This is a genomic window from Pseudolabrys taiwanensis (genome assembly GCF_003367395.1).
Lineage (GTDB): Bacteria > Pseudomonadota > Alphaproteobacteria > Rhizobiales > Xanthobacteraceae > Pseudolabrys > Pseudolabrys taiwanensis.
Map to the genome: position 1 here is coordinate 4,299,972 of NZ_CP031417.1, position 21,411 is coordinate 4,321,382.

19 protein-coding genes are annotated in these 21,411 nt (G+C 64.4%); 14 read left to right on the plus strand and 5 right to left on the minus strand.

Annotated elements, in window-relative coordinates; all coding sequences use genetic code 11:
• Window positions 1-2 precede the first annotated feature (2 nt).
• From atzD to cutA, 10 genes are all read left to right on the plus strand, one after another.
• Window positions 3-1,097 (plus strand): cyanuric acid amidohydrolase, encoded by a 1,095-nt coding sequence (gene atzD, locus DW352_RS20445; RefSeq protein ID WP_115693065.1) that lies wholly within the window; start codon window positions 3-5, stop codon window positions 1,095-1,097.
• A gap of 113 nt (window positions 1,098-1,210) precedes the next feature.
• Window positions 1,211-2,206 carry an ABC transporter substrate-binding protein gene (locus DW352_RS20450; RefSeq protein ID WP_162827088.1) on the plus strand — a complete coding sequence of 332 codons (996 nt, stop codon included), beginning with the start codon at window positions 1,211-1,213 and terminating at the stop codon, window positions 2,204-2,206.
• Between the two features lie 142 nt (window positions 2,207-2,348).
• Window positions 2,349-3,179, plus strand: a complete 831-nt coding sequence (locus DW352_RS20455) for an ABC transporter ATP-binding protein (protein WP_115693067.1) — start codon at window positions 2,349-2,351, stop codon at window positions 3,177-3,179.
• On the plus strand, window positions 3,176-3,934 hold the full coding sequence (locus tag DW352_RS20460) for an ABC transporter permease (RefSeq protein WP_115693068.1): 759 nt from the start codon (window positions 3,176-3,178) through the stop codon (window positions 3,932-3,934). The genes DW352_RS20455 and DW352_RS20460 overlap by 4 nt, the downstream gene beginning before the upstream one ends.
• Before the next feature lie 9 nt (window positions 3,935-3,943).
• Window positions 3,944-5,353, plus strand: coding sequence for an amidase (locus DW352_RS20465; RefSeq protein WP_115693069.1), 1,410 nt, complete (start codon window positions 3,944-3,946; stop codon window positions 5,351-5,353).
• Window positions 5,354-5,502: 149 nt separating this feature from the next.
• Window positions 5,503-6,483 (plus strand): isopenicillin N synthase family dioxygenase, encoded by a 981-nt coding sequence (locus DW352_RS20470; protein ID WP_115693070.1) that lies wholly within the window; start codon window positions 5,503-5,505, stop codon window positions 6,481-6,483.
• A gap of 6 nt (window positions 6,484-6,489) precedes the next feature.
• Window positions 6,490-7,245 (plus strand): alpha/beta fold hydrolase, encoded by a 756-nt coding sequence (locus tag DW352_RS20475; protein ID WP_115693071.1) that lies wholly within the window; start codon window positions 6,490-6,492, stop codon window positions 7,243-7,245.
• A complete protein-coding gene (locus DW352_RS20480; RefSeq protein WP_115693072.1) occupies window positions 7,242-8,120 on the plus strand; it encodes an FAD binding domain-containing protein in 879 nt (292 codons plus the stop codon). Before DW352_RS20475 ends, DW352_RS20480 begins: the two co-directional genes overlap by 4 nt.
• A complete protein-coding gene (locus DW352_RS20485; RefSeq protein ID WP_115693073.1) occupies window positions 8,120-8,650 on the plus strand; it encodes a (2Fe-2S)-binding protein in 531 nt (176 codons plus the stop codon). The genes DW352_RS20480 and DW352_RS20485 overlap by 1 nt, the downstream gene beginning before the upstream one ends.
• 5 nt (window positions 8,651-8,655) lie before the next feature.
• Window positions 8,656-11,049, plus strand: coding sequence for an aerobic carbon-monoxide dehydrogenase large subunit (cutA, locus tag DW352_RS20490; protein ID WP_115693074.1), 2,394 nt, complete (start codon window positions 8,656-8,658; stop codon window positions 11,047-11,049).
• Window positions 11,050-11,172: 123 nt separating this feature from the next.
• On the opposite strand, the gene DW352_RS20495 is transcribed toward cutA, so the two are convergent.
• The 5 genes from DW352_RS20495 to DW352_RS20515 form a co-directional block, all read right to left on the minus strand.
• The gene (locus DW352_RS20495; protein ID WP_115693075.1) at window positions 11,173-11,868 is read right to left on the minus strand and encodes a cysteine hydrolase family protein; all 696 of its coding nucleotides are present in this window, start codon (window positions 11,866-11,868) and stop codon (window positions 11,173-11,175) included.
• Between the two features lie 127 nt (window positions 11,869-11,995).
• A complete protein-coding gene (locus tag DW352_RS20500) occupies window positions 11,996-12,931 on the minus strand; it encodes an ABC transporter permease (RefSeq protein WP_115693076.1) in 936 nt (311 codons plus the stop codon).
• Window positions 12,932-12,940: 9 nt separating this feature from the next.
• Window positions 12,941-14,038 (minus strand): ABC transporter permease, encoded by a 1,098-nt coding sequence (locus DW352_RS20505; protein ID WP_115693077.1) that lies wholly within the window; start codon window positions 14,036-14,038, stop codon window positions 12,941-12,943.
• Window positions 14,031-15,536, minus strand: coding sequence for an ABC transporter ATP-binding protein (locus tag DW352_RS20510; RefSeq protein ID WP_115693078.1), 1,506 nt, complete (start codon window positions 15,534-15,536; stop codon window positions 14,031-14,033). Before DW352_RS20510 ends, DW352_RS20505 begins: the two co-directional genes overlap by 8 nt.
• Before the next feature lie 18 nt (window positions 15,537-15,554).
• On the minus strand, window positions 15,555-16,634 hold the full coding sequence (locus tag DW352_RS20515; RefSeq protein ID WP_245434199.1) for a BMP family ABC transporter substrate-binding protein: 1,080 nt from the start codon (window positions 16,632-16,634) through the stop codon (window positions 15,555-15,557).
• A gap of 261 nt (window positions 16,635-16,895) precedes the next feature.
• On the opposite strand from DW352_RS20515, the gene DW352_RS20520 reads away from it, so the two are divergent.
• The 4 genes from DW352_RS20520 (at window position 16,896) to DW352_RS20535 (ending at window position 21,380) form a co-directional block, all read left to right on the plus strand.
• A complete protein-coding gene (locus tag DW352_RS20520) occupies window positions 16,896-17,771 on the plus strand; it encodes an FAD binding domain-containing protein (RefSeq protein ID WP_115694518.1) in 876 nt (291 codons plus the stop codon).
• Window positions 17,764-18,255, plus strand: a complete 492-nt coding sequence (locus DW352_RS20525) for a (2Fe-2S)-binding protein (RefSeq protein WP_115693080.1) — start codon at window positions 17,764-17,766, stop codon at window positions 18,253-18,255. Before DW352_RS20520 ends, DW352_RS20525 begins: the two co-directional genes overlap by 8 nt.
• The gene (locus tag DW352_RS20530) at window positions 18,252-20,597 is read left to right on the plus strand and encodes a xanthine dehydrogenase family protein molybdopterin-binding subunit (protein ID WP_115693081.1); all 2,346 of its coding nucleotides are present in this window, start codon (window positions 18,252-18,254) and stop codon (window positions 20,595-20,597) included. Before DW352_RS20525 ends, DW352_RS20530 begins: the two co-directional genes overlap by 4 nt.
• Window positions 20,598-20,870: 273 nt before the next feature.
• Window positions 20,871-21,380: a chemotaxis protein CheW gene (locus DW352_RS20535; RefSeq protein ID WP_115693082.1), complete on the plus strand. Its 510-nt coding sequence runs from the start codon at window positions 20,871-20,873 to the stop codon at window positions 21,378-21,380.
• Window positions 21,381-21,411: the final 31 nt, after the last annotated feature.

Sequence of the window (21,411 nt, forward strand, 5' to 3'; positions counted from 1 at the left end):
CGATGGCGATTGAAGTTGCGAAAGTCGAATTGAAGACCGTTCAGGACGCGAGCGGCGTCGAAGAGTGCATCAAGGCCGGGCGTTTTGCCGCGGACGACGTCATCGCCGTCATCGGCAAGACCGAGGGCAACGGCGGCGTCAACGACTTCACGCGCATTCTGGCCGATCAGGCCTTCCGCAAGGTGCTGTTGAAGCACGGCAGCCGTGGTGAAGCGAAAATCGCCGAGATCCCGATGGTGTGGTCGGGCGGCTGCGACGGTGTCATCACGCCGCATGCCACGGTTTTCGCGCGCAACGACAAGACCGGGCCTGCCTCGAAAGCGCGTCTTGCCATCGGCACCGCCATGAGTGCTGAATTGCTGCCGGAAGACATCGGTCGCATCGCCATGGTCGAGAAGGTCGCCGAGGGCGTGAAGGCGGCGATGAAGGATGCCGGCATCGACGATCCGAAGGATGTGCACTACGTGCAGACCAAGACGCCGCTCCTGACCATCGACGCGGTGCTCGACGCCGCCAAGCGCGGCAAGGACGTCGCCTGCGAGGTGCACGAGTCGATGGGCGTGTCGAACGGCACGACGGCGCTCGGCATCGCGGTGGCGCTCGGCGAGATCAAGATGCCCAAGGCGGAAGAGATTTGCCGCAACCTCGATCTCTATTCCTCGGTGGCGTCCTGCTCCTCGGGCGTCGAACTCACCCAGGCGCAGATCGTGCTGCTGGGGAACAAGGCGGGGGCGGGCGGCCGCTACCGGATCGGGCATTCGATCATGAAGGACGCCCTCGACATCGACGGCATCTACGAATCCATCCGCAACGCCGGCCTCGAGCTGCCGCAGCGTCCGCGTGCCTCCGATCTCGGCGGCAAGCTGGTCAACTGCTTCATGAAGTGCGAGGCTGATCGCACCGGCAAGCTGCACGGGCGGCGGCAGATCATGCTCGACGACTCCGATGTGCCCTGGCACCGCCATATCAAGGCGGCCGTCGGTGGCGTCGCCGCCACCGCCATCGGCGATCCGGCCGTCTTCGTCTCTGTCGACGCCATGCATCAGGGGCCGCAGGGCGGTGGCCCGGTGATCGCCATCATCGACGCCGGGGAGTGACCGTAACGGGCCCGCGGCACGAGCTTTGCTTGCAAACGAACGAACGCCGGCGGGTCGCCGGTTCCGTGGGTGATATGCTGGAAAAGTCCAGTCAACCGGGGGAGTTACGTGAGATGACCAAGTTCGGACGCAGCCGACGGCAGGTGCTCGTCGCGGGTCTCGTCGCCGCCACGCTCAGCGGCCTGTCGGTCGCGGCGCAAGCCGAAGCCGACAAGGTGAAGGTCGGCGTCTTCCCGATCAGTTCGTCGCTGCCGTATTTTGTGGCCATCGAGAAGGGCTACTTCAAGGAGCTCAATATCGAGCCCGAGACCATCAGGCTGATGGGCGGTCCGCCGAACGTGGCCGGCCTGATGACCAACCAGATCGAGGTTTCGGCGGTTCTGGTCACCCTCGAAGGCCTCAACGCCGACGTCAAAAAGCCCGGCGTGGCGATGTACGTCGCCATGCACAGCCAGACGTCGGTGTACAAGATGGAGCAGTTCGTGGTGCGCACGGGCCTTGCCGACAAGGTGAAGTCGCTCAAGGACTTCAAGGGCCTCAAACTGATGACGGCGCCGGGCCCGGCCAACCTCAACACCGCCAAGGGCATTCTCGCCAAGAACGGCCTCAAAGAAGGCGAATACTCCATCGATCAGCTCGACATGGGCCAGCATGTGAACGCCATGAAGGCAGGCACCTTCGACGGCGGTTACACGCTAGAGCCGAGCGCCACGATGATGGAGAAGATGGGCATCGCCAAGACCGTCGAGGCGGGGGTGATCTCCAAATACGTTCTCGGCGATGAGAAGGCCGATGCCTTCGCCGCCGGTTGCGCGTTCTCCTCGGACTTCATCGCGAAGCGTCCCGATGTCGCCAAGCGCTTCGCGCAGGGCTGGGCGAAAGCGGTCGACTACATCAAGAAGAACCCGGACGACGCCCGCAAATACCTCGCCAAGAACACCATGACGCCGGACGACTTGGTCGATAGCGTGCCGATGCTGGGCTACGAGATGGTCGGGAACTTCACGCCCGCGCAACTCGGCTACCTGCAGAAGTTCGCGGATTTCGGCACGCAAATCGGCGTTGTGCCGGAGAAAGTCGACGTCAAGAAGTTCCTGAAGGCCTATTGATCGATGCGGCCGCTATCCTCGTCCCCGCGAAAGCGGGGACCTGGTGGCCTAGGGCACGGGCATCTCAATGCCGCGCTGGATTCCCGCTTTCGCGGGAATGAGCCGAGATTGGGTCAACTGCACTAAAGGAGTGGCAGCTACGATGACAGTGGCGCAGGCGACTCTCTCGTCTCAATTCGAGGCCTTGCCGCAATCGGCCACTGCGTCGGCGGTTGTCCGACCGCACGTCACTATCCGCGGCCTCAGCAAGAAGTTCGGCAACACCGTCATTTACGACAACTTCGATCTCGATCTGCCGCGCGGCAAGCTCATTTCGGTGTTCGGGCCGAACGGTTGCGGCAAGAGTACGCTCATCAACATGATTGCGGGCCTCATCCCGGTCGACGCAGGGCAAATCCTGTTCGACGGCATGCTGCTCGACGAGATCAAGTTCGGCTACGTGTTTCAAAACTATCGCGAAGCGTTGTTCCCGTGGATGCGGGCCTTCGACAATATCGCCTATCCGCTGAAGATGATGAAGGTGTCGAAGCGGGAGCGTCAGGAGCGGGTCGAGAGGCTGGTCGCCCATCTTGGCATCAAGCTCGACCTGAATCTCTACCCCTACCAGATGTCCGGCGGGCAGCAGCAGCTCGTATCGATCATGCGGGCGCTGGTTGTCGACCCGGAGATTCTCTTTCTCGACGAGCCGTTTTCCGCGCTCGACTACGAGATGACCCTGTTCATGCGCGAGCAGTTGCAGAAGCTGTTCATGGAAAGCGGCACGACCATGGTGCTCGTTTCGCACGACCTGGAAGAGGCGGTCTACCTGGCCGATCGTGTTCTGCTGCTGTCGCGGCATCCGGCGCGGGTCGCGGACTTCACCGTAGTCGATTGCGCCCGCCCGCGCGACGACGCCACTCTGTCGGATCCGGAGTTTGTGCGCCTCAAGGCGCATTGCCTGGAGATTTTCCAACGCGAGGTGCGGCGGTCATGACGCGCCTTCTCGATCCCTTCTTGCCCATCGTCGGCGTTGTCGGCCTGCTCATCATCTGGGCCGTCGCTGTGTACGGTGGCTTCGTCGATCCGGTGCTGCTGCCGCCGCCCAAGGACGCCTTCATCGCCCTGTGGAAGGGCATGAACGGGGGTGTTCTGTGGGTCGATTTCGTACGCACCGTCGAGCGCACCGTCTGGTCCACGCTGATCGCGGCCGTCATCGCGATCCCGCTCGGTATCGTGCTCGGATCGAGCGAGCGCCTTTACCGTTCGCTCGAGTTCGTCATCGATTTCTTCCGCTCGACACCGGCGTCGGCGATGTTCCCGCTCTTCCTGGTGCTGTTCGGCGTCGGCGACAAGACCAAGATTTCGGTCGCGGCCTTCGGCGCGGCGCTGGTCATCCTCTTCAACGTCGCCTATGGCGTGATGAACGCGCGCAAGACGCGGCTGCTTGCGGCGAAAGTGATGGGCGCCTCACGCCTGCGCGTGCTGTTCGACGTCATGTTGCTTGAGTCCCTGCCGCAGACGTTCGTCGGCCTGCGCAACGGCGTATCGCTCGCGCTAGTCATCATCGTCGTCGCCGAGATGTTCATCGGCTCGCAGGACGGGCTCGGCCACAGCGTGTTCGAAGCGCAGCAGCTCTTCGAAATGCCGCGCATGTATGCGGCCATTTTTGCCGCCGGCGCGCTGGGCTATGGACTCAATCTGCTGTTTCTGCTGATAGAGCGGCGATTTGTGCACTGGTCCGGGAAATAGCGAAATCCAATGGCTAACGAGAGTCTGACGCGGAAAACCGCAGGCGAGCTGGTTGCGCTCGTCAAATCGCGCGAGATCACCCCCGTCGAGATTCTCGACGCGCATCTCGCGGTCATCGCGCGGATCAATCCGAAGCTCAATGCCATCGTCACGTTGGCGGCCGAGCCGGCGCGTGAGGCGGCGCTGAAAGCGGGCGACGCCATTATCCGCGGCGAGGAGACCGGGCCGTTGCACGGCCTGCCGGTCGGCATCAAGGACGTGACGCCCACCGCCGGCATCCGCACGACCTACGGCTCGCCGCTCTATAAAGAGCATGTGCCGGCCGAGGACGCCGAAGCGGTGCGGCGATTGAAGGCCGCGGGCGCGATCGTGCTCGCCAAGACCAACACGCCGGAATTCGCCGCCGGCGCCAACACGGTCAATCCCGTGTTCGGCGCGACGCGCAATCCTTGGAATCCGGAGTTGAGTCCGGCCGGTTCGTCGGGCGGCTCAGCGGTGGCGGTGGCGACCGGCATGCTGCCGATCGCGCAAGGCACCGATTTCGGCTGCTCGATCCGTATGCCGGCGGCCTTCTGCGGCATCGTCGGCATTCGCCCGACGCCCGGCCTGACGCCCAATTATCCGATGCCGCTTGCCTGGGATCCGGGCCAGGTGCACGGGCCTCTCACGCGCACAGCGGAGGACGCCGCGCGCGTGCTGGACGCGCTGGTCGGCTTCAGTCGCATCTCGCCGATCTCGGTGGCGCCGCCGTGGAAAAGTGCGCTGGCGGAAGTGGTGGCGAGTCAGGACGCGCGCGGCCTGCGCATCGCTTATGTGTCTGATCTTGCCGGCATCGGCGTCGACAACGAGATCGACGCGATCTGCCGTAAGACGGCAATGTCGCTGAAGGACGCCGGCGCCAGCGTCGAGGAGATCGGCTTCGACATCTCCGAAGGCCGCGAGCCTTATCAGGCGTGGCGCGGATTGTGGATGGTCGGCCAGCAATATGCCAACCTCGATCATCTCGAGGAGTTCGGGCCGAACCTCCAAGGCAACGTGAAGGCCGGTTTGAAGGTGACGCCGCTTGATTTCGCCAAGGCGGAACAAGCGCGGGCCAGGCTGTTCTTGCGCTTCCGCGATTTCTTCGACCGCTTCGATCTGTTGCTGACACCGGCCTCGCCGGTGAAGCAATATCCCGTGACGCAGAACTTTCCGACCGAAATCAATGGCAAGAAGCTCGCCAATTATACCGATTGGATTGCCGGCTCGTTCCTGATCACGCTGATGAGCCTGCCTGCCGGCAGTGTGCCCGCCGGCAAGACGAGCGAAGGCTTGCCGGTCGGCTTGCAGGTTGTCGGCGCCCGCTTCGAGGAGCCGCGTATTTTGTCAATCGCCAAGCTGATCCAGGCGATGCATCCTGTTGGTTTGCCGCCCGTCTGAACATATCGGCAAAGCCGATGGAGACTTCCCGCGCGCCGAAGGCTCGTCTGCTCCGAAATTGGTCAGCGCTGACCGACATTGAGGCTTTGGCTTCGGCAGGTCTGGCGTCATCCTGAGATGACGCGGGTTGACCTGCCGGAGCAACGCCGATGACCAGTGCCCTCGAAGCCGCACGCGTTTCCGTCGCCACGCTGCCGATCATCGATATATCGGGACTGAGTAGCGCGAACATCGCCGATCGCAAAGCGGTCGGCGCCGCCTTGCGCGCAGCGTGTCTCGATAAGGGTTTCTTCTACATCAAGAACCACGGGGTATCGGAAGATCTGATCTCCGATGTCTTCAGCGAAGCGGCTGCTTTCTTCGCGTTACCGTCCGAGCAGAAGGACGAGGTCAACAAAGCGAAATCGCCGTGCAATCGCGGTTACGAAACGCTCCAGGGGCAGACGTTGGAGGCCGGCGCGCCGCCCGATCTGAAAGAGGGCTATTACGTCGGGCCCGATCATGGGCCCGACGATCCGCGCGTGCTTGCCGGCATGTTCAATCACGGCGCCAATCAATGGCCGCCGCAGCGGCCGAACTTCAAGCCGGTGATGCAGGCCTATCTCAACGAGATGATGGTGCTGTCCGCCCGCATGATGGAAGGCATCGCGCTGTCGCTCGATCTGCCGGAGAACTATTTCGACGGTTACAACCGCGACCCGATGGCCACCGTGCGGCTGCTGCATTATCCGCCGCAGCCCGCGCAGGCGCGGCCGAACCAGAAAGGCGCTGGCGCGCATACCGATTTCGGCGGACTGACGTTGCTGCGGCAGGACGATGTCGGCGGTCTGCAGGTGTGGGATCAGACGTCCGACGGCTGGATCCATGCCGTTCCCGTGCCGGGAACCTATGTCGTCAATCTCGGCGACATGATCGCGCGCTGGACCAACGATCGTTATCGCTCGACCGTGCATCGCGTCGTGAACATGTCGGGCCGCGAGCGCTACTCGGTGCCGTTCTTCTATACCGGCAACTATGCGCATACGGTCGAATGCATTCCGACCTGTCTGTCGCCGGGCGAGGCGCCGAAGTATCCGCCGATCACGGTCGAGGCGCATATGCGCGAGATGTACAAGCGAACCTACAAGTAGGCCGCCGTGGCGCAACGTTACACCTTCATTCTGGTGCATGGCGCCTGGCAAGGCGCCTGGGCGTGGGACACCATCGTGCCGCGCTTGAAGGCGGCGGGGCATGACGCCATCGCGGTCGATCTGCCCGGTAACGGCTTCGACGATACGCCGCCGCAGGAGGTGTCGGTCGCGCGCTATGCCGATCATGTAGCGAAAATCATCGACGGCACAGAGGGGCCGATCGTTCTCGTCGGCCACAGCATGGGCGGCGTGACCGCCTCGCAGACGTCCGAGCTGCGGCCGGAGCGCGTTGCGCTCGCCATCTATCTCTGCGCCTTCATGCTGCCGAACGACATGTCGGTGCTGGAGTTCTACGCGCTGCATCTCGAGCCCTGGATGAAGGGCGCGCACAAGCGCGTCACGCACGATGCGGAGGGATTGCGTTCGATGATCGATCCGGTGTCGGCCGTCGACGTGTTCTACCAGCTCGCCGACCGCACAGTGGCCGAAGCCGCCGCCAAGCGGCTGACGCCGCAGCCGGAGGCCGGCCGCGGCTCCAAGCTCAGCCTGACGCCGGAACGCTATGGCAGCATTCCGCGTGTCTACATCGAGGCGCTGCAGGATCGCAGCGTGCATCTACCGCTGCAGCGCAAGATGCAGGAGATCACAGGCTGCAATGCCGTCTATGCGCTCGACAGCGATCACGCGCCGCAGCTTTCGATGCCGGATCTTCTCGCCGAGACGTTTCTCGACGTGACGCGGACGCATGCGAGGCCGCTGTGAAACCGCCGCTGTTCGACTACAAGGCGCCGACCACCATTGCGGAAGCGGTGGCGATGCTTGCCGCCGATCCGGATGCCGCGGTGCTGGCCGGCGGTCAGAGTCTGCTGCCGGCGATGAACTTTCGCGTCGCCAATCCGTCGGCGCTGGTCGATATCCAGCACGTCCAAGGTCTCAATGGCATCTCGATCGACAAAGGCGAGATCGTCGTCAAGGCGATGGTGCGCCATCGCGAGCTGGAGCTCGATGTCGCGGTGCAGCGCGCCAATCCGCTCATCGCCGAGACGCTGCAACACGTGGCGCATGTGCCGATCCGCAACCGCGGTACCGTCGTCGGCAGTCTGTGCCATGCCGATCCTTCGGGGGAAATGCCGCTGCTGTTCGTGCTGCTCGGCGGTACGCTGGCTGCGTGCGGCCCAGCGGGCACGCGAACCATCGCCGCGGAGGACTTCTTCACGGCCTTCCTGACGACGGCGCGGATGCACGACGAGATTATCACCGAGGCGCGTCTGCCGGTGCTGCCGGAGGGCGCCGGCTGGGCCTTCGACGAAGTGACACGCCGGCACGGCGATTACGCGCTGGTCGGTGTCGGTTGCGTGCTAGCGCTGGCGGCGAACGGCACGGTCGAGACCATCCGGCTCGCCGCTTGCGGCATCGCCGACAAACCGGTGCGGCTGAAGGCGTCGGAAGCGGCTTTGCTGGACACACGTTTGGCGTCAGCCGATCTCGACAAGGCGGTGGCAGCTTCCGCATCGGCCGTCACCACGCCCGACGATATGAACACGTCGGCCGCGTTCCGCCGCCGCGCGCTCGGCGCGCTCATCCGCCGTCTGGTGGCGAAGGCCGCGGCACGGGCCAAACCCAAGGAGCAGCCGTGATGCGCGGCAAGATCAAGCCGGCGCTGCCGGAGCGGTCCGAAGATCCGCGCGTCACGGTCTCACTGACGGTCAATGGCGAGCCGGTCACCCGCACCGTCAGCGTGCGCATGCTGCTCAGCGATTTCCTGCGCCATGAGCTTGGCCTTACCGGCACGCATGTCGGCTGCGAGCACGGCGTCTGCGGCTGCTGCACCGTGCACATCGACGGCAAGGCGGCGCGCTCGTGCCTGACCTTGGCGGTGCAGGCGAACGGCAGCGAGGTGCGCACCATCGAGTCCGTCGCCGCCGGCGACGGCGCTTTGCATCCGGTGCAGCAGGCGTTCAAGGAGTGCCACGCGCTGCAATGCGGCTATTGCACGCCGGGCATGGTGATGAACGTGCTCAGCCGCTTCGAGGAGCCGGGCGCGCTCGATCTCTCGGATGACGGCATCCGCGACATGCTGTCGGGCAATCTGTGCCGCTGCACCGGCTACAGCAACATCGTCACGGCGGTGCGCCGCGCGGCCGAACTGCTGGGGCGGACGGAGTAGGTCCCATGTCCACGCGCTATTTCGGGCAACGCGTCGAGCGCAACATCGATCCGAAGCTGCTGCGCGGCGAAGGCGCCTATGTCGACGACATCCCGCTGACCAATGCGCTGCACGCGGCCTTCCTGCGCAGCCCGGTGGCGCGCGGCAAGATCAAGCGCATCGACGTGAGTGCCGCGCGGGCTTACCCGGGTGTCGCGGCGGTCTATACCTATGCCGACATCGGTCCGCTGGACCGGCCGATGCCGCTGCTCATTCCCCATCCGTCGATGAAGAGCCCGAAGACGCAGCGCCCGCTGGCGCGCGGCGAGGTGTTCTATGTCGGGCAGACCATCGCCATGGTGGTGGCGGTCGACCGCTACGTCGCCGAGGATGCCGCGGCGCTGATCGAACTCGAGATCGAGCCCTTCGCCGTCGAGATGGATATGGCGAAGGCGATCGCCGACGGCGCGCCTTTGGTGCACGCCGATGTGGCGAACAACATCGCCGCCGAATTCGTGCAGACCTCCGGCGATCCGGACGGCGCTTTCGCCCGCGCGGAGCACGTCACGCGCATCACCGTGCAGGTGGATCGCTCGACCGCGGCGCCGATGGAATGCCGCGCGGTGGCGGCGCGCTGGGACGAGATTTCCGGCGAATTGACCGTCTGGGACGGCACGCAGGCGCCGATCTCGGTGCGCGGCGGCCTTGCCTCGATCTTCGCGCTCGACGAGGACAAGGTGCGCGTGATCGCGCCGGACGTCGGCGGCGGCTTCGGTCAGAAGGTGCTGCTGTTCTATCCGGATGAACTCTTGGTGCCGATGGCGGCGATGCAGCTTGGCCGGCCGGTCAAATACATCGAAGACCGGCGCGAGAACTTCCTCGGCTCCTCGCAGGAGCGCACGCAGATCCACACAATCGAACTCGCGGCGATGAAGACCGGGGAAGTGATCGGCCTGCGCGATAGCTTCCTGCACGACACCGGCGCCTTCATTCCTTACGGCATCGCCGTGGCGCAGGTGGCGTCGACCTCGATCGCCGGGCCTTATCGCATCCCTAACATCTGGGTGGAGTTCAAGGCGGTCTATACGCCGACGGTGCAGGTGACGCCCTATCGGGGCTGCGGAAGGCCGCAAGCCTGCTTCGCGCTCGAACGGGCGATGGACCAATTGGCGGAAGACCTCGGCATCGATCGGTTCGAAATCCGCCGCCGCAATTTCATCGGCGAGAAGGAATTTCCTTACGAGCGCGCCGGCCTGCTGTTTGCGGACGGCCTGAAGGTGACGCTCGATAGCGGTCAGTATGCGAAGGCCTTGTCGCTCGCGGCGGCGCAACTCGATATGGCGGATTTCGCAGGCGAGCAGGAAAAGCTGCGCGCTGACGGCAAATACCTCGGGCTCGGTCTTGCCTGCTATGTCGAAGGCACCGGCCTTGGACCCTACGAAGGCGGACACATCCGCGTTCATCCGATCACCGGCAAGGTCTACGTCAATACGGGTCTGTCGACGCAGGGTCAGGGCCACGACACCGTGTTCGCGCAGATCGTCGCCGATCAACTCGGTGTGTCACCGCAAGATGTGATCGTGGTCGAAGGCGACACCAAGGCCTTCGACTGGGGCGTGGCGACCTTCGCCAGCCGTGCCGCGGTGGTGAGCGGCAATGCCATCCACAAGACGGCTATCACCGTGCGCGGCAAGATCCTGCAGGCGGCGGCCAACATGCTCGAAGCCGATATCGACGATATCGAGCTGCGCGATTCCGCCGCCTGGGTGAAGAATTCGAATCGGCATGTGTCGCTCGCGGCCATCGCCACCGCCAGCAACCCGTTGCGCTACGCTTTCAACGAAGCCGCGCAGGCGGCGACGCAATTCGCGCCGGCCAGCAAACACGATGGTCCGCCTTTGGCCGAGGGCCAGGCGCCGGGGATTGAAGCGACCGACTATTACAGTCCATCGCAATCGACCTGGGCCTATGGCGTGCATGCGGCGATCGTCGAGGTCGATCCGGCCTTGTGCACGGTCAAGATCCGGAAATACGTCTGCATCCATGACTGCGGCAACATGATCAACCCGACCATTGTCGAGGGCCAGGTGATGGGCGGCATCGCGCAAGGCATCGGCGGCGCCCTCTACGAGCGGCTCGATTATATGCCCGACGGCACCTTGTCGAACGCGAGCCTGATGGATTTCCTCGTGCCTTACGCCACGGAAATCCCGCCTGTCTCCGTGTTGCATCTGGAGACGCCGTCGCCGCTGAATCCGTTGGGCGTGAAGGGCGTCGGCGAGGCCGGCTGCATCGCGGTCGGCGCCGTGGTGGCTTCTGGTGTCGAAGATGCGCTCAAGTCGCTCGGCGACATCAAGTTGCGGCATGTCCCGCTCACGCCGCGCATGCTCAGCGACGCGTTGGAGAGCGTGGGGTATTAGTAAGTTGGCGGTACGGCCTATCCGTCGTCATGCCCGGCCTTGTGCCGGGCATCCACGTCTTGCCGGTTCAACTAAAAGGAAAAACGTGGATGGCCGGGACAAGCCCGGCCATGACGCAAGTTGCTAAGCCGCGTCTCGCTTCGCCTTGCGCGTCTTCCACTCCGACAGGATGTCGGCCGAATCCGCCACCAAGCCGAGGTGCAGTGACACCATGGCGAGCGCCGCCTGTTCAAGATTGTCGTCGGTGCCGCGCACCAGATCGCGTGCCACCAGCACCCGGTAATTGTGGTTGTTGGCGTCGAACGCACTGTTGAGAACGCAGCAGTCGGTGAAGCCGCCATCGAACACGACAGTTTCAACGCGCATGTTGCGCAGCAGGAAATCGAGATCGGTCGGATAGAAGGCGGAGAGCCGCCGTTTGGTCTCGACGATCAGGTCTTCCGGCAGCACTTTGGTGACGAACTCCGTCCACGCCGAGCCCTCGATGGCGTGGCGGTCGCTGCCTGGGATCGGTCCGACGTGCAGCGGGAAAGTGCGGCGCCACGCGGCGGGAATGCCCTTGAGATCGTCGACGCCGCTTTGGCGCAGCACCGAGCGCACATGGATGATGGGCACGCCGAGCGCCCGCGCCGCGTCGTGGAACGCGTCGATAGGCTTGACGATCTCGCGCGCACGGGGCGCCGGGCAGGGACAGTCGGGCGACTCGTCGAGATGCCCGCGGTGCATGTCGATCGAGACGATCGCGGTCTTTCCCGGGTCGAGATAGTCCTCGAAGGCGTCGCCGGTGTCCTGCGGTTTGCCGTAGACGTGGATGCGCATGGTTTTGTCCCCTCACTGTCATTCCTGGGCGCGATCGCAGCGAGCGAACCCGGAATCCAGCCACAAAGACTGAACGTGTTTCTGGATTCCGGGTTCGCGCTAGCGCGCGCCCCGGAATGACGAAGTTCTATCGCCTCTCCTCGCGCACATGCGGCTGGCCGAGCGAGCCGGGCTCGGCCGTGGCCACCCGCTGGCGGGCGCCGACCCAGATCATGACCGCGATTGTGGCGAGATAGGGCGTCATCAGCATCAGATACTGCGGCACGCGGATGCCGGCGGCGGCGATGTGCGGAATCACCGCCTCGATGCAGCCGAACAGCAGGGCGCCGGCGAAGGCCGGCCAGGGCGCCCAGCGTGCGAACACAACGAGCGCGACGGCGATCCAGCCGCGCCCGCCGGTCATGCCCGTCACCCACAGCTTGACGTTGACGACAGAGATGTATGCGCCGGCGAGGCCGATCAGCGACGAGCCGATGACGATGGCGAGGATGCGGTTGAGGCTCACGCTGATGCCGGCCGCGTCCGCCGCGGCGGGGTTCTCGCCGACGGATCGGATGCGCAGACCCATCATCGTCGAGAACAGCCAGTAATTGACGGCGAAGAAGATGAGCACCGTCAGATAGACGACGGCGTCCTGCATGAACAGGATGCGGCCGATGACGGGGATCTCGGAGAGGGGCCAGATCACCAGCCGGCCGAGCCCGGGCAGTTGCTTGTTCTGCCAGTTGGCGAGCGTGCCGATGAGGCCGGTGAGGCCCTGGCAGAAGAACACGATCGACAGTCCGGCGATCACCTGGTTGATGCGCAGGACGACCGCGAGGCCCGCGAACAGCAGAGACACGACGCTCGCGGCCAGCATGGCGCCGATCAGCGCCACGGCCGGATAGCCGCCGAGCGTCAGGCAAATGCCGGCGCCGGTGAGCGCGCCGACCAGCATCAGGCCCTCGGCGGTCAAGTTGAGCACGCCCGACCGCTCGGAAATGATGAGCCCGAGCGCGGCGAGCGCATACGGCACCGCGGTCTGCGGGGTGTTGGCGAGCCAATTGACGATGAAATCGAGCACGGCGCGCCTCTACCGGATCCAGCGAATGCGATGGCGGATCAGGAATTCCGACGACGCCACCGCCATGACGATGATGGCTTCGATCAACTGCACCATCGTGAACGGGATTTGATAGAAGATCTGCAACGACTGGCCGACGATGAACAGCACGGCGATGAGAAAGCTGACGACGGCAACGACGATCGGATCGTTGCGCGACAGGAAGGCAATGAGTACGCCGGAGAACACGTAACCGTCGGCGAAGGATTGCGTCAGACGGCCTTCCTGGCTCGCCACATTGACGAAACCGGCGAGGCCGGCGCAGGCGCCGGAGAGGCCGACGATCCAGATGGTGATCGATTTGATCGGGATGCCGACGACCTTGGCCATGCTCGGATTGGCGCTGATGAAACGCATGTAGAAGCCGACGCGGCTGAAATGGATCAGCCAGCCGGCCGCGACCACCACGGCGAGCGCGATGAGAAGGCCGCTGTTGATGCCGATGCCGATCTCGGTCAACCGCTCGAACGGCTTGTAGGGTGTCGATTGCGGGAAGGCCGAGCGCGCATCCTGCCAGGCGCCGTAGAGCAGATGGAACAGGAAGTACATCGCCACGTAGTTCAGCAGCAGCGTGGCGATGATCTCGTTGACACGGAAGCGCATCTTCAGGAAGGCCGCGAGCAGACACCACAGCGCGCCGCCGATGGCCGCGGCGACAAGCATGATGCCGAGACGGATCGGGGCCGGGCCGACCTCATACATCGACACCGCCGTGGCGAAGATGCCGCCGAACAGCATCTGGCCTTCGAGGCCGAGATTCCAGAAGCCCATGCGGAAGGCGAGGCTGGCGGCAAGGCCGACCAGGATCAACGGTGCGGTCTGGATGAGGATATTGCGCAGGCTCTCGGCGTTGAACGCGCCGGCAAGTTCGCCCGCGAGCTGCAGCGGCGAGATGCCGGCCGCCGCGAGGATGGCGACGGAGATGGCGAGGCCGACGAACAGCGAACCGCCGAGGAACAGGCCCTGCTTCCACGCCGGCAGGCTCTGCCGCATGTCGAGGACGATGCGTGAACGGGCGGCGTGAGCCGGTTCCGGCGCGGCGGCCTTCATGGCGGATACATCATGCATGGTCCACCATGGCGCGGCCAATGGCTTGTCTGTCGGCGGGACGATCGAACTCGGCGACAATACGGCCGCGCGTCATCACGCCGATGCGGTCGGACAGGTTCATGACTTCGTCGAGGTCCTCGCTGATGAGCACGACGGCGGCGCCGCGATCGCGCGCGGCCAGCAGCCGCTGATGCACGGCGTTGCAGGCACGCGCGTCGAGGCCGCGGCTTGGGCTATGGGCGACGACAACGGCTGGCTCGCGGCTGAACTCGCGCGCGATCACCAGCTTCTGCGCGTTGCCGCCGGACAGAAGCGCCGCGCGCTGATCGATGCTGCGCACGCCTTGAACGTCGTAGTCGGCGACGGCCTGCGTGGCATCGCGCCGAATCGCGCCGCGATCCACCATGGCGAGCGAGCCGTAGCGGCCCGAGCCGATGTTGGCGACGGCGAAGTTGTCGGCGATCGACAAGGTGCCGGCGAGCGCGAAGGAATATCGATCGGCTGGAATGGCCGCGACGGCGGCCATGCGCGCGCCCGACATCGGCGCCTGCGCGACGTTGCCGAGCCCGTCGATGAAAAGCTCGCCTTCGGCCGGCTGGCGCGCGCCAATCAAGGCCTCGGCCAGTTCCGCCTGGCCGTTGCCGCTGACGCCGGCGATGCCGTAGATCTCACCGGCGCGCACGAAGAAGGTCGCATCCTCGAGCGCCGTGCGTCCGTCCGCGCGCAGGCATCGGAGCCGGCCGACATTGAGCCGCGTTGGGGCGCCGTCGGCCTTGCGCACATGCGGCGAAAAAGGCTGTGTGTCGCCGACCGTGAGCTGGGTCAGTTCCGCCGCCGTCGTCTGTGACGGGTCGAGCGTCGCGACGGCTTTGCCGCGCCGCATGATGGTGACCTTGTCGGCATAACGCTTCACCTCGTGCAGCTTGTGCGTCACGAGCACCACGGCGGCGCCGGCACGCGCCAGCGTTTGCACGGTCTTGAGCAGTTGATCGGCCTCGGCGTCGGTGAGGACGGCCGTCGGCTCGTCGAGCACTAGAATGCGCGCGCCGCCGACCAGCACCTTGACGATCTCGACCTGCTGCTGTTCGGCGACGGTGAGCGTACTGACGCGCCGGTCGGGGTCGATGGCGAAGCCGAGCGCGCGCGATTGCTCTTCGATCGCCGCGCGAATGTCCTTGATGCCGGCGCGGTAGCGCGGCCGCTGATTGGCGAGGAGGATGTTCTCGGCCACGGTGAACGGCATCACCAGCTTGAAATGCTGGTGCACCATGCCGATGCCGCGGGCGCGCGCATCGGCCGGGCCGTTGAGCGAAACGGCAGCGCCGTCGATGAGAATGCGGCCGCCCTCCGGCGCATAAAGACCGGCGGCGACATTCATGAGCGAGGATTTGCCGGCGCCGTTTTCGCCGAGGAGGGCGTGAACCTCCCCGGCTTTGGCACCGAACGTGGCTTCGTCGAGGACCACCACCCCGTCAAAGGACTTGCGGATTCCCTCTAGGGCCAGCGCCTCGGTCATGCGGAACGGTCGCTCGCGTTACTTCTGCGTGATGACACCAGGAATGTACCAGTCCATCTTCCAGAGGCCGGCGTCGTCGATCGGCTTGCCGGCGGCGAGCCGCTCCTTGCCGGTCGTGTCGGACATCGGCCCGGTGAAGATCTGCTTGCCGGCGATGATAGCGTCGCGCTCTTTCATCACCTTGTCGACGACTTCCTTCGGCACGGCCGGACCGCAGCAAGCAATATCGGTGCCGCCGTCCTTGATGCCGGGGAAGGCGCCGAAGGGCTGCGCCTGCCAGTTCCCGGCCATCACCTTCTTCAGTTCAGGCGCCAGGAACTTGTCCCAGGTCCAGGCCGACGAGCAGAGCGTCGCCTTGGGGGCGAACTCACGCAGGTCGCGGTGGTGGCCGGTGCCGTAGATGCCGCGCTCCTGCGCGACGATCTGCGGTGTCGGCGTGTCGACATGTTGGCCGATGACATCGATGCCTTGATCGGCCAGGGCCGAGGCGGCCGCGCGTTCCTTCACCGGGTCGTTCCACGCGCCGGTGAAGATGACGGTCACCGTCGCTTTCGGGTTCATCGCCTTGGCGCCGAGCTCATAGGCGTTGATGGTCCAGTTCACCGGGCCGATCGGATGCGCGGCGACGAAGCCGAGCTTGCCCGTCTTCGACACGCCGCCTGCGATCATGCCGCACAGATACTGGCTTTCGTAGGTGCGGCCGTAGAAAGATTCGAGGTTGGTGCCGTTGGTCGTGCCCGAGGCGTTGAGGAAGGCGACCTTCGGATATTTCTCCGACAGCTCCTTGAAGGTATCGGAATAACCGAAGGCGGTGCCGATGATCACGTTGTAGCCGCGGGCGATAAAGCCTTCCGCGGCCGGTTTAATCTTGCCCGCGACCTCCGGCACATTCTCGACGAACGGGATTTTCATGCCGACGGCGGCCTCGATCTTCGGTCGCGCCTCGTCGAAGGCTTGCGTCCAGCCGCCGTCGTTCCTTTCGGCAAAATACAGGAAGGCGATCTTGGGCGGCGCCGACAAAGTGAAGCCGGCGGCGTGCGCCGCCGTCATGCCGGCGAGTACCGCAAACCCCAACAACGACGCTATTTTTAGACGCATGACGCTGATCCTTCTGTTCATGATCCGGCGAATTCATACGAGGGGCAATCGTTGCAAAGCGGCGATGAGTTTGCGCGCACATAGTTTAGCCGTCCACGCCCAATATTTACTCAGAACACCGGCTAAAAAGGCATCGGACGGCGACATGTTCTCATCGCTTTTGCCGATGACGCGTTCGGCGCTTCGTTTTTGACTTTCGTCCGCGATGCTTCGCATAGTGACGGCCCGACGTGTTTGTATCGGGTATCGCTCAAACGCTTCATGAAGCCAGCACCCTTCAAATACATTGCCGCTGAATCGCTAGAGCACGCCTTGGCCGTGAAGGCGGAGTATGGCGACGAGGCGCGTTTCCTGGCCGGTGGGCAAAGCCTGGTGCCGGCCATGAACTTTCGTCTCGCGCAGCCGGCGGTGCTGATCGACGTCAACCCAATCGAGGCCCTCTCGAGCATCGGTCGCGTCAACGGTCATGCACTACGCATCGGCGCGTTGACGCGCTACCGCATGCTCGAGCGCGATGCTGCGATCGCCGGGGAGATTCCGCTGATCGCCGAGGCTTTGCCGCATATCGCGCATCCGCAGGTCCGCAATCGCGGCACCATCGGCGGCAATCTTTCGCACGCCGATCCGGCGTCCGAACTGCCCGCGATCGTTGTCGCACTGGAAGGACGATTGCGTGCGCAATCGGCGCGCGGTGAGCGCTGGATCGTGGCGTCCGATTTTTTCTTGGGGCCGCTGACGACCGCCTTGGCCGACGACGAGATGCTGACCGAGGTCGAGTTGCCGTTGCAGCCGGCGCGCAGCGGTTCCTGTTTCATGGAAGTCGCCCGCCGCAAGGGCGACTTCGCGTTGCTCGGCATCGCCGTTGTCGTCGCCGTCGACGAGGCGGGTGTTTGCAGGCGCGTCCGCGCCGCCTTGTGCGGCGGCGGTGAGACGCCGGTCGATGTCAGCGCAGCGGCGGCCGTGCTGATCGGCCGTCAGGATAGGGAAGCGGCCGTCACAGACGCCGCCGCGGCCGTCCGGCAAGCCGTCGATCCGCCCGGCAACATGCACGCCGATCCCGGCTACCAACGTCATCTTGCCGGCGTGCTCGCCAAGCGCGCTCTGGCCGCGGCTTTGGAGCGCGCGTGTCATGGATGAGGATTTGCACGATATCGCCGTGACCGTGAACGGCACGGCCTATAAACGCCGCGTCGAATCGCGGCAGCTGCTGAGCGATTTCCTGCGCCACGAATTGCGCCTCGCCGGGACCCATGTCGGTTGCGAGCACGGCGTCTGCGGCGCCTGCACCGTGCAGATCGACGGCGTGCCGATGCGCTCGTGTCTCGTCTTTGCGGTGCAGATGAACGGCAAGTCGCTCACGACGGTCGAGGGACTCGCGCCCTCGGCCGACCGGCTGCATGTGCTGCAGGAGGCGATGCATGCGCATCACGGTTTGCAATGCGGCTATTGCACACCGGGCATCCTGATGACCATGAGCGCGTTTCTGGAGGACTGTCCCGAGCCTAACGAGGAACAGGTGCGCGAGGCGCTGTCGGGCAATCTTTGCCGCTGCACCGGCTATCAACACATCGTCGATGCGGTGCTCGCGGCGGCAGCGCGCCTCAAGGAGGCGCGGCCGTGACGACACGCTATTTCGGCGAGCCGATCCCGCGCAATGAAGACCGGCGGCTGCTGACCGGCCAGGCTCTGTTCGTCGACGACGTCGAGTTGCCGGGTTTGCTGCACGCGGCGCTGCTGCGCAGCCAGGTCGCCCATGCCCGCATCAAGTCGATCGACGTCAGCGCGGCGCTCGCGCGCAAGGGCGTCGTTGCGGTCTACACGGCCGAGGACCTTGGCGCCTATTGGCAGCCGGGGCCTTTGCTGGTGCCGCCGCCACCGATCGCCGGCATTGTCTTCAACCAGCGCATGCAGGTGCCGCTGGCCAAGGATAAGGTGCGGCATGTCGGCGAGCCGATCGCGATCGTGGTGGCCGAGAGCCGCTATATCGCCGAGGACGCGCTCGCCGATATCGATGTCCAACTGGAGACGCTGCCGCCGGTGGTCGATCTGGAGCGCGCGCTCGAAAAGGATGGCTCTCTCGTCCACGAGGATGTCCGCTCCAACGTGTCCGCGCACGTGCGGCAATGCAAGGGCGATTACGCCAAAGCGGCGGCGAAGGCGGACCACATCATCCGCCGCCGGTTTCATTACGATCACGGCATGTCGTCGCCGATGGAGACGCGCGGTGTCGTCGCGCAATGGGACGCGCGCGCCAGTCAACTCACCATCTGGGACACGACGCAGGCCCCGGTCTTTGTCCGCAACGGCCTCGCCGCGATGCTGGGCCTTGGCGAGCGGCAAGTGCGGGTCATCGCTCCTTTCGTCGGCGGCGGCTTCGGCCCGAAGATCATGATCTTCTATCCGGAAGAAGTGCTGCTGCCGTGGATTGCGATCAAATTGAACCGGCCGGTGAAGTGGATCGAGGACCGGCTCGAGCACTTTGTCGCCACGACGCATGAGCGGGGGCAGATCCACGACGCCGAGATCGCGCTGAGCCGCGACGGCAAGATTCTCGGCATCAAGGACGTGTTCTTGCACGATGCCGGCGCTTACGATCCTTACGGACTGACGGTGCCGATCAACAGCCAGTGCACTCTGCTCGGTCCTTATGTCGTGCCCAACTATGACAGCACCTTCACCGCGGTCTTTACCAACAAGCCGATCGTGACGCCCTACCGTGGCGCAGGGCGTCAGCACGGGGTTTTTGTGATCGAGCGGCTGCTCGATTTCGCCGCGCGCGAGCTGGGCATCGACCGCGCGGAAATCCGGCGCCGCAATCTCATTCCGGCGGATGCCTTTCCGTACAACAACGAGATCATCTATCAAGACTTCGCGCCGCTCGAATACGACAGCGGCAATTACGAACCTGTGCTCGACAAGGCGCTGGCTGCGATCGACTACGCCCGCTTCGTGACGGAAGAGCAGAAGAAGCTGCGCGCACAAGGCCGACACGTCGGCGTCGCGGTGGCCTGCTATGTCGAGGGCACCGGCATCGGCCCATACGAGGGCGCGCGCGTCCAGGTGCAAGCCAATGGCAAGGTCAGTCTTGCCACCGGTATCGGCACGCAAGGCCAGGGCCACTTCACCAGTTTCGCGCAGATCGTCGCCGACCAGCTCGGTGTCGACGTGCGCGACGTCGATGTGGTGACGGGCGACACCGACCAGTTCTATTGGGGCGCCGGCACCTTTGCGAGCCGCGGCGCGGTCGTGGCCGGCAATGCCGTCAACGAAGCCTCGAAAGTCGTACGTGAGAAAATTCTGAAGCAAGCCTCCGAACATTTTGAATGCGCTGTCGAGGATCTCGAGCTCGGCAGCGGGCAGGTGTCGATCGTCGGCGTGCCCGGCAAGTCGGTCCGCCTCGGCGAGCTCGCGATGCGTGCCAACCCGATGCGCGGCGCGGTCAAGCCCGGAACGGAGCCGGGGCTGGAGTCGACGCAGTATTTTGGGCCGCCGAAGGGCGCCACGGCCAACGGCGTGCACGCAATGCTGCTCGAGATCGACCCCGACACATTGATGGTGCAGATTCTGAAGTACGTCGTCGTGCACGACTGCGGCACGGTCATCAATCCGCTGATCCTTGCAGGTCAGATTCACGGTGGCGTCGCGCAGGGTATCGGCAATGCCTATTATGAAGAGCTGATGTTCAATGAGGAAGGTCAGCTCATGAACGCGTCGCTCGCGGACTATCTGCTGCCGACTTCGCTCGAGGTGCCGCGCATGGAGCTTGGGCACACCGTGACGCCCTCGCCGCTCAATCCGATGGGCGTCAAAGGCGCGGGCGAGGCCGGCGCCATTCCGGTCGGGCCGCTATTCGCGCAGGCGATCGAAGATGCGCTGGGTCTTGGCGAGAGGAAGATTGAGCTTTGCGAAATTCCCCTCAGTCCGAACAGGCTCTGGCGGGTGTTGAGCCGAGCCGACGGTTGACGGGGCATCTCGGTGATTGATTCGGCACGGCCGCGGTGTGTTCAAGCGCCACGGTTGAGACGCTGCCGCGAAGAAGTCCCCGCATATAAAAATCGCGTAACCAACGACGCGTAACGACAATGTCGCTTGTTAATGTAGTTTGTGTCCGGTGTCGGCGACGCCGCTCTTCTAGCTTTAGATAAAACAAATTGAGGGTGCTAACCCCTGTGCCAGAACCTGATCATTAAACATTTCGCTTAATTATGCGCGAGCCACAACAACGAGTGCTCGAGCATGCATCATGGAAATTCTCCGACTGCAGATGCCGTCGCCCGCGACGGATCGCATGCCGGTCAGTTGATCAGTTTCGCCATCGGTGACGACCAGTACGGCGTCGACATCATGGCTGTGCGTGAAATCCGCGGCTGGGTCGACATTACTCCCCTGCCGGAGCAGCCGGATTACATCCGCGGCGTGCTCGACCTGCGCGGTACGGTCGTTTCGATCATGGATCTTCGTCGCCGCTTCAATCAGGGGCTCACCCAGGCGACGCCGATGCACATCGTCATCGTGGTCCAGATCGGCGAAAAGCCGATCGGCCTCTTGGCCGACCGTGTGCTCGACATCGTCTCGGTCGATCCGGAGCAGCTTCGGCCGGTCCCCGCCGTTGCCCAATCCGCGCGCGTCAGTTTCCTCTCGGGCCTGATCAGCGCCGATGACGGAATGATCGCGATCATCGATCTGAACAATCTTCTCATTGAAGACGCGGATGCCGGCGCACCGGCCGTTCCCGCCGCCGCCTAATCCGCACGCCGAAACCCGCCAAGAACATTTT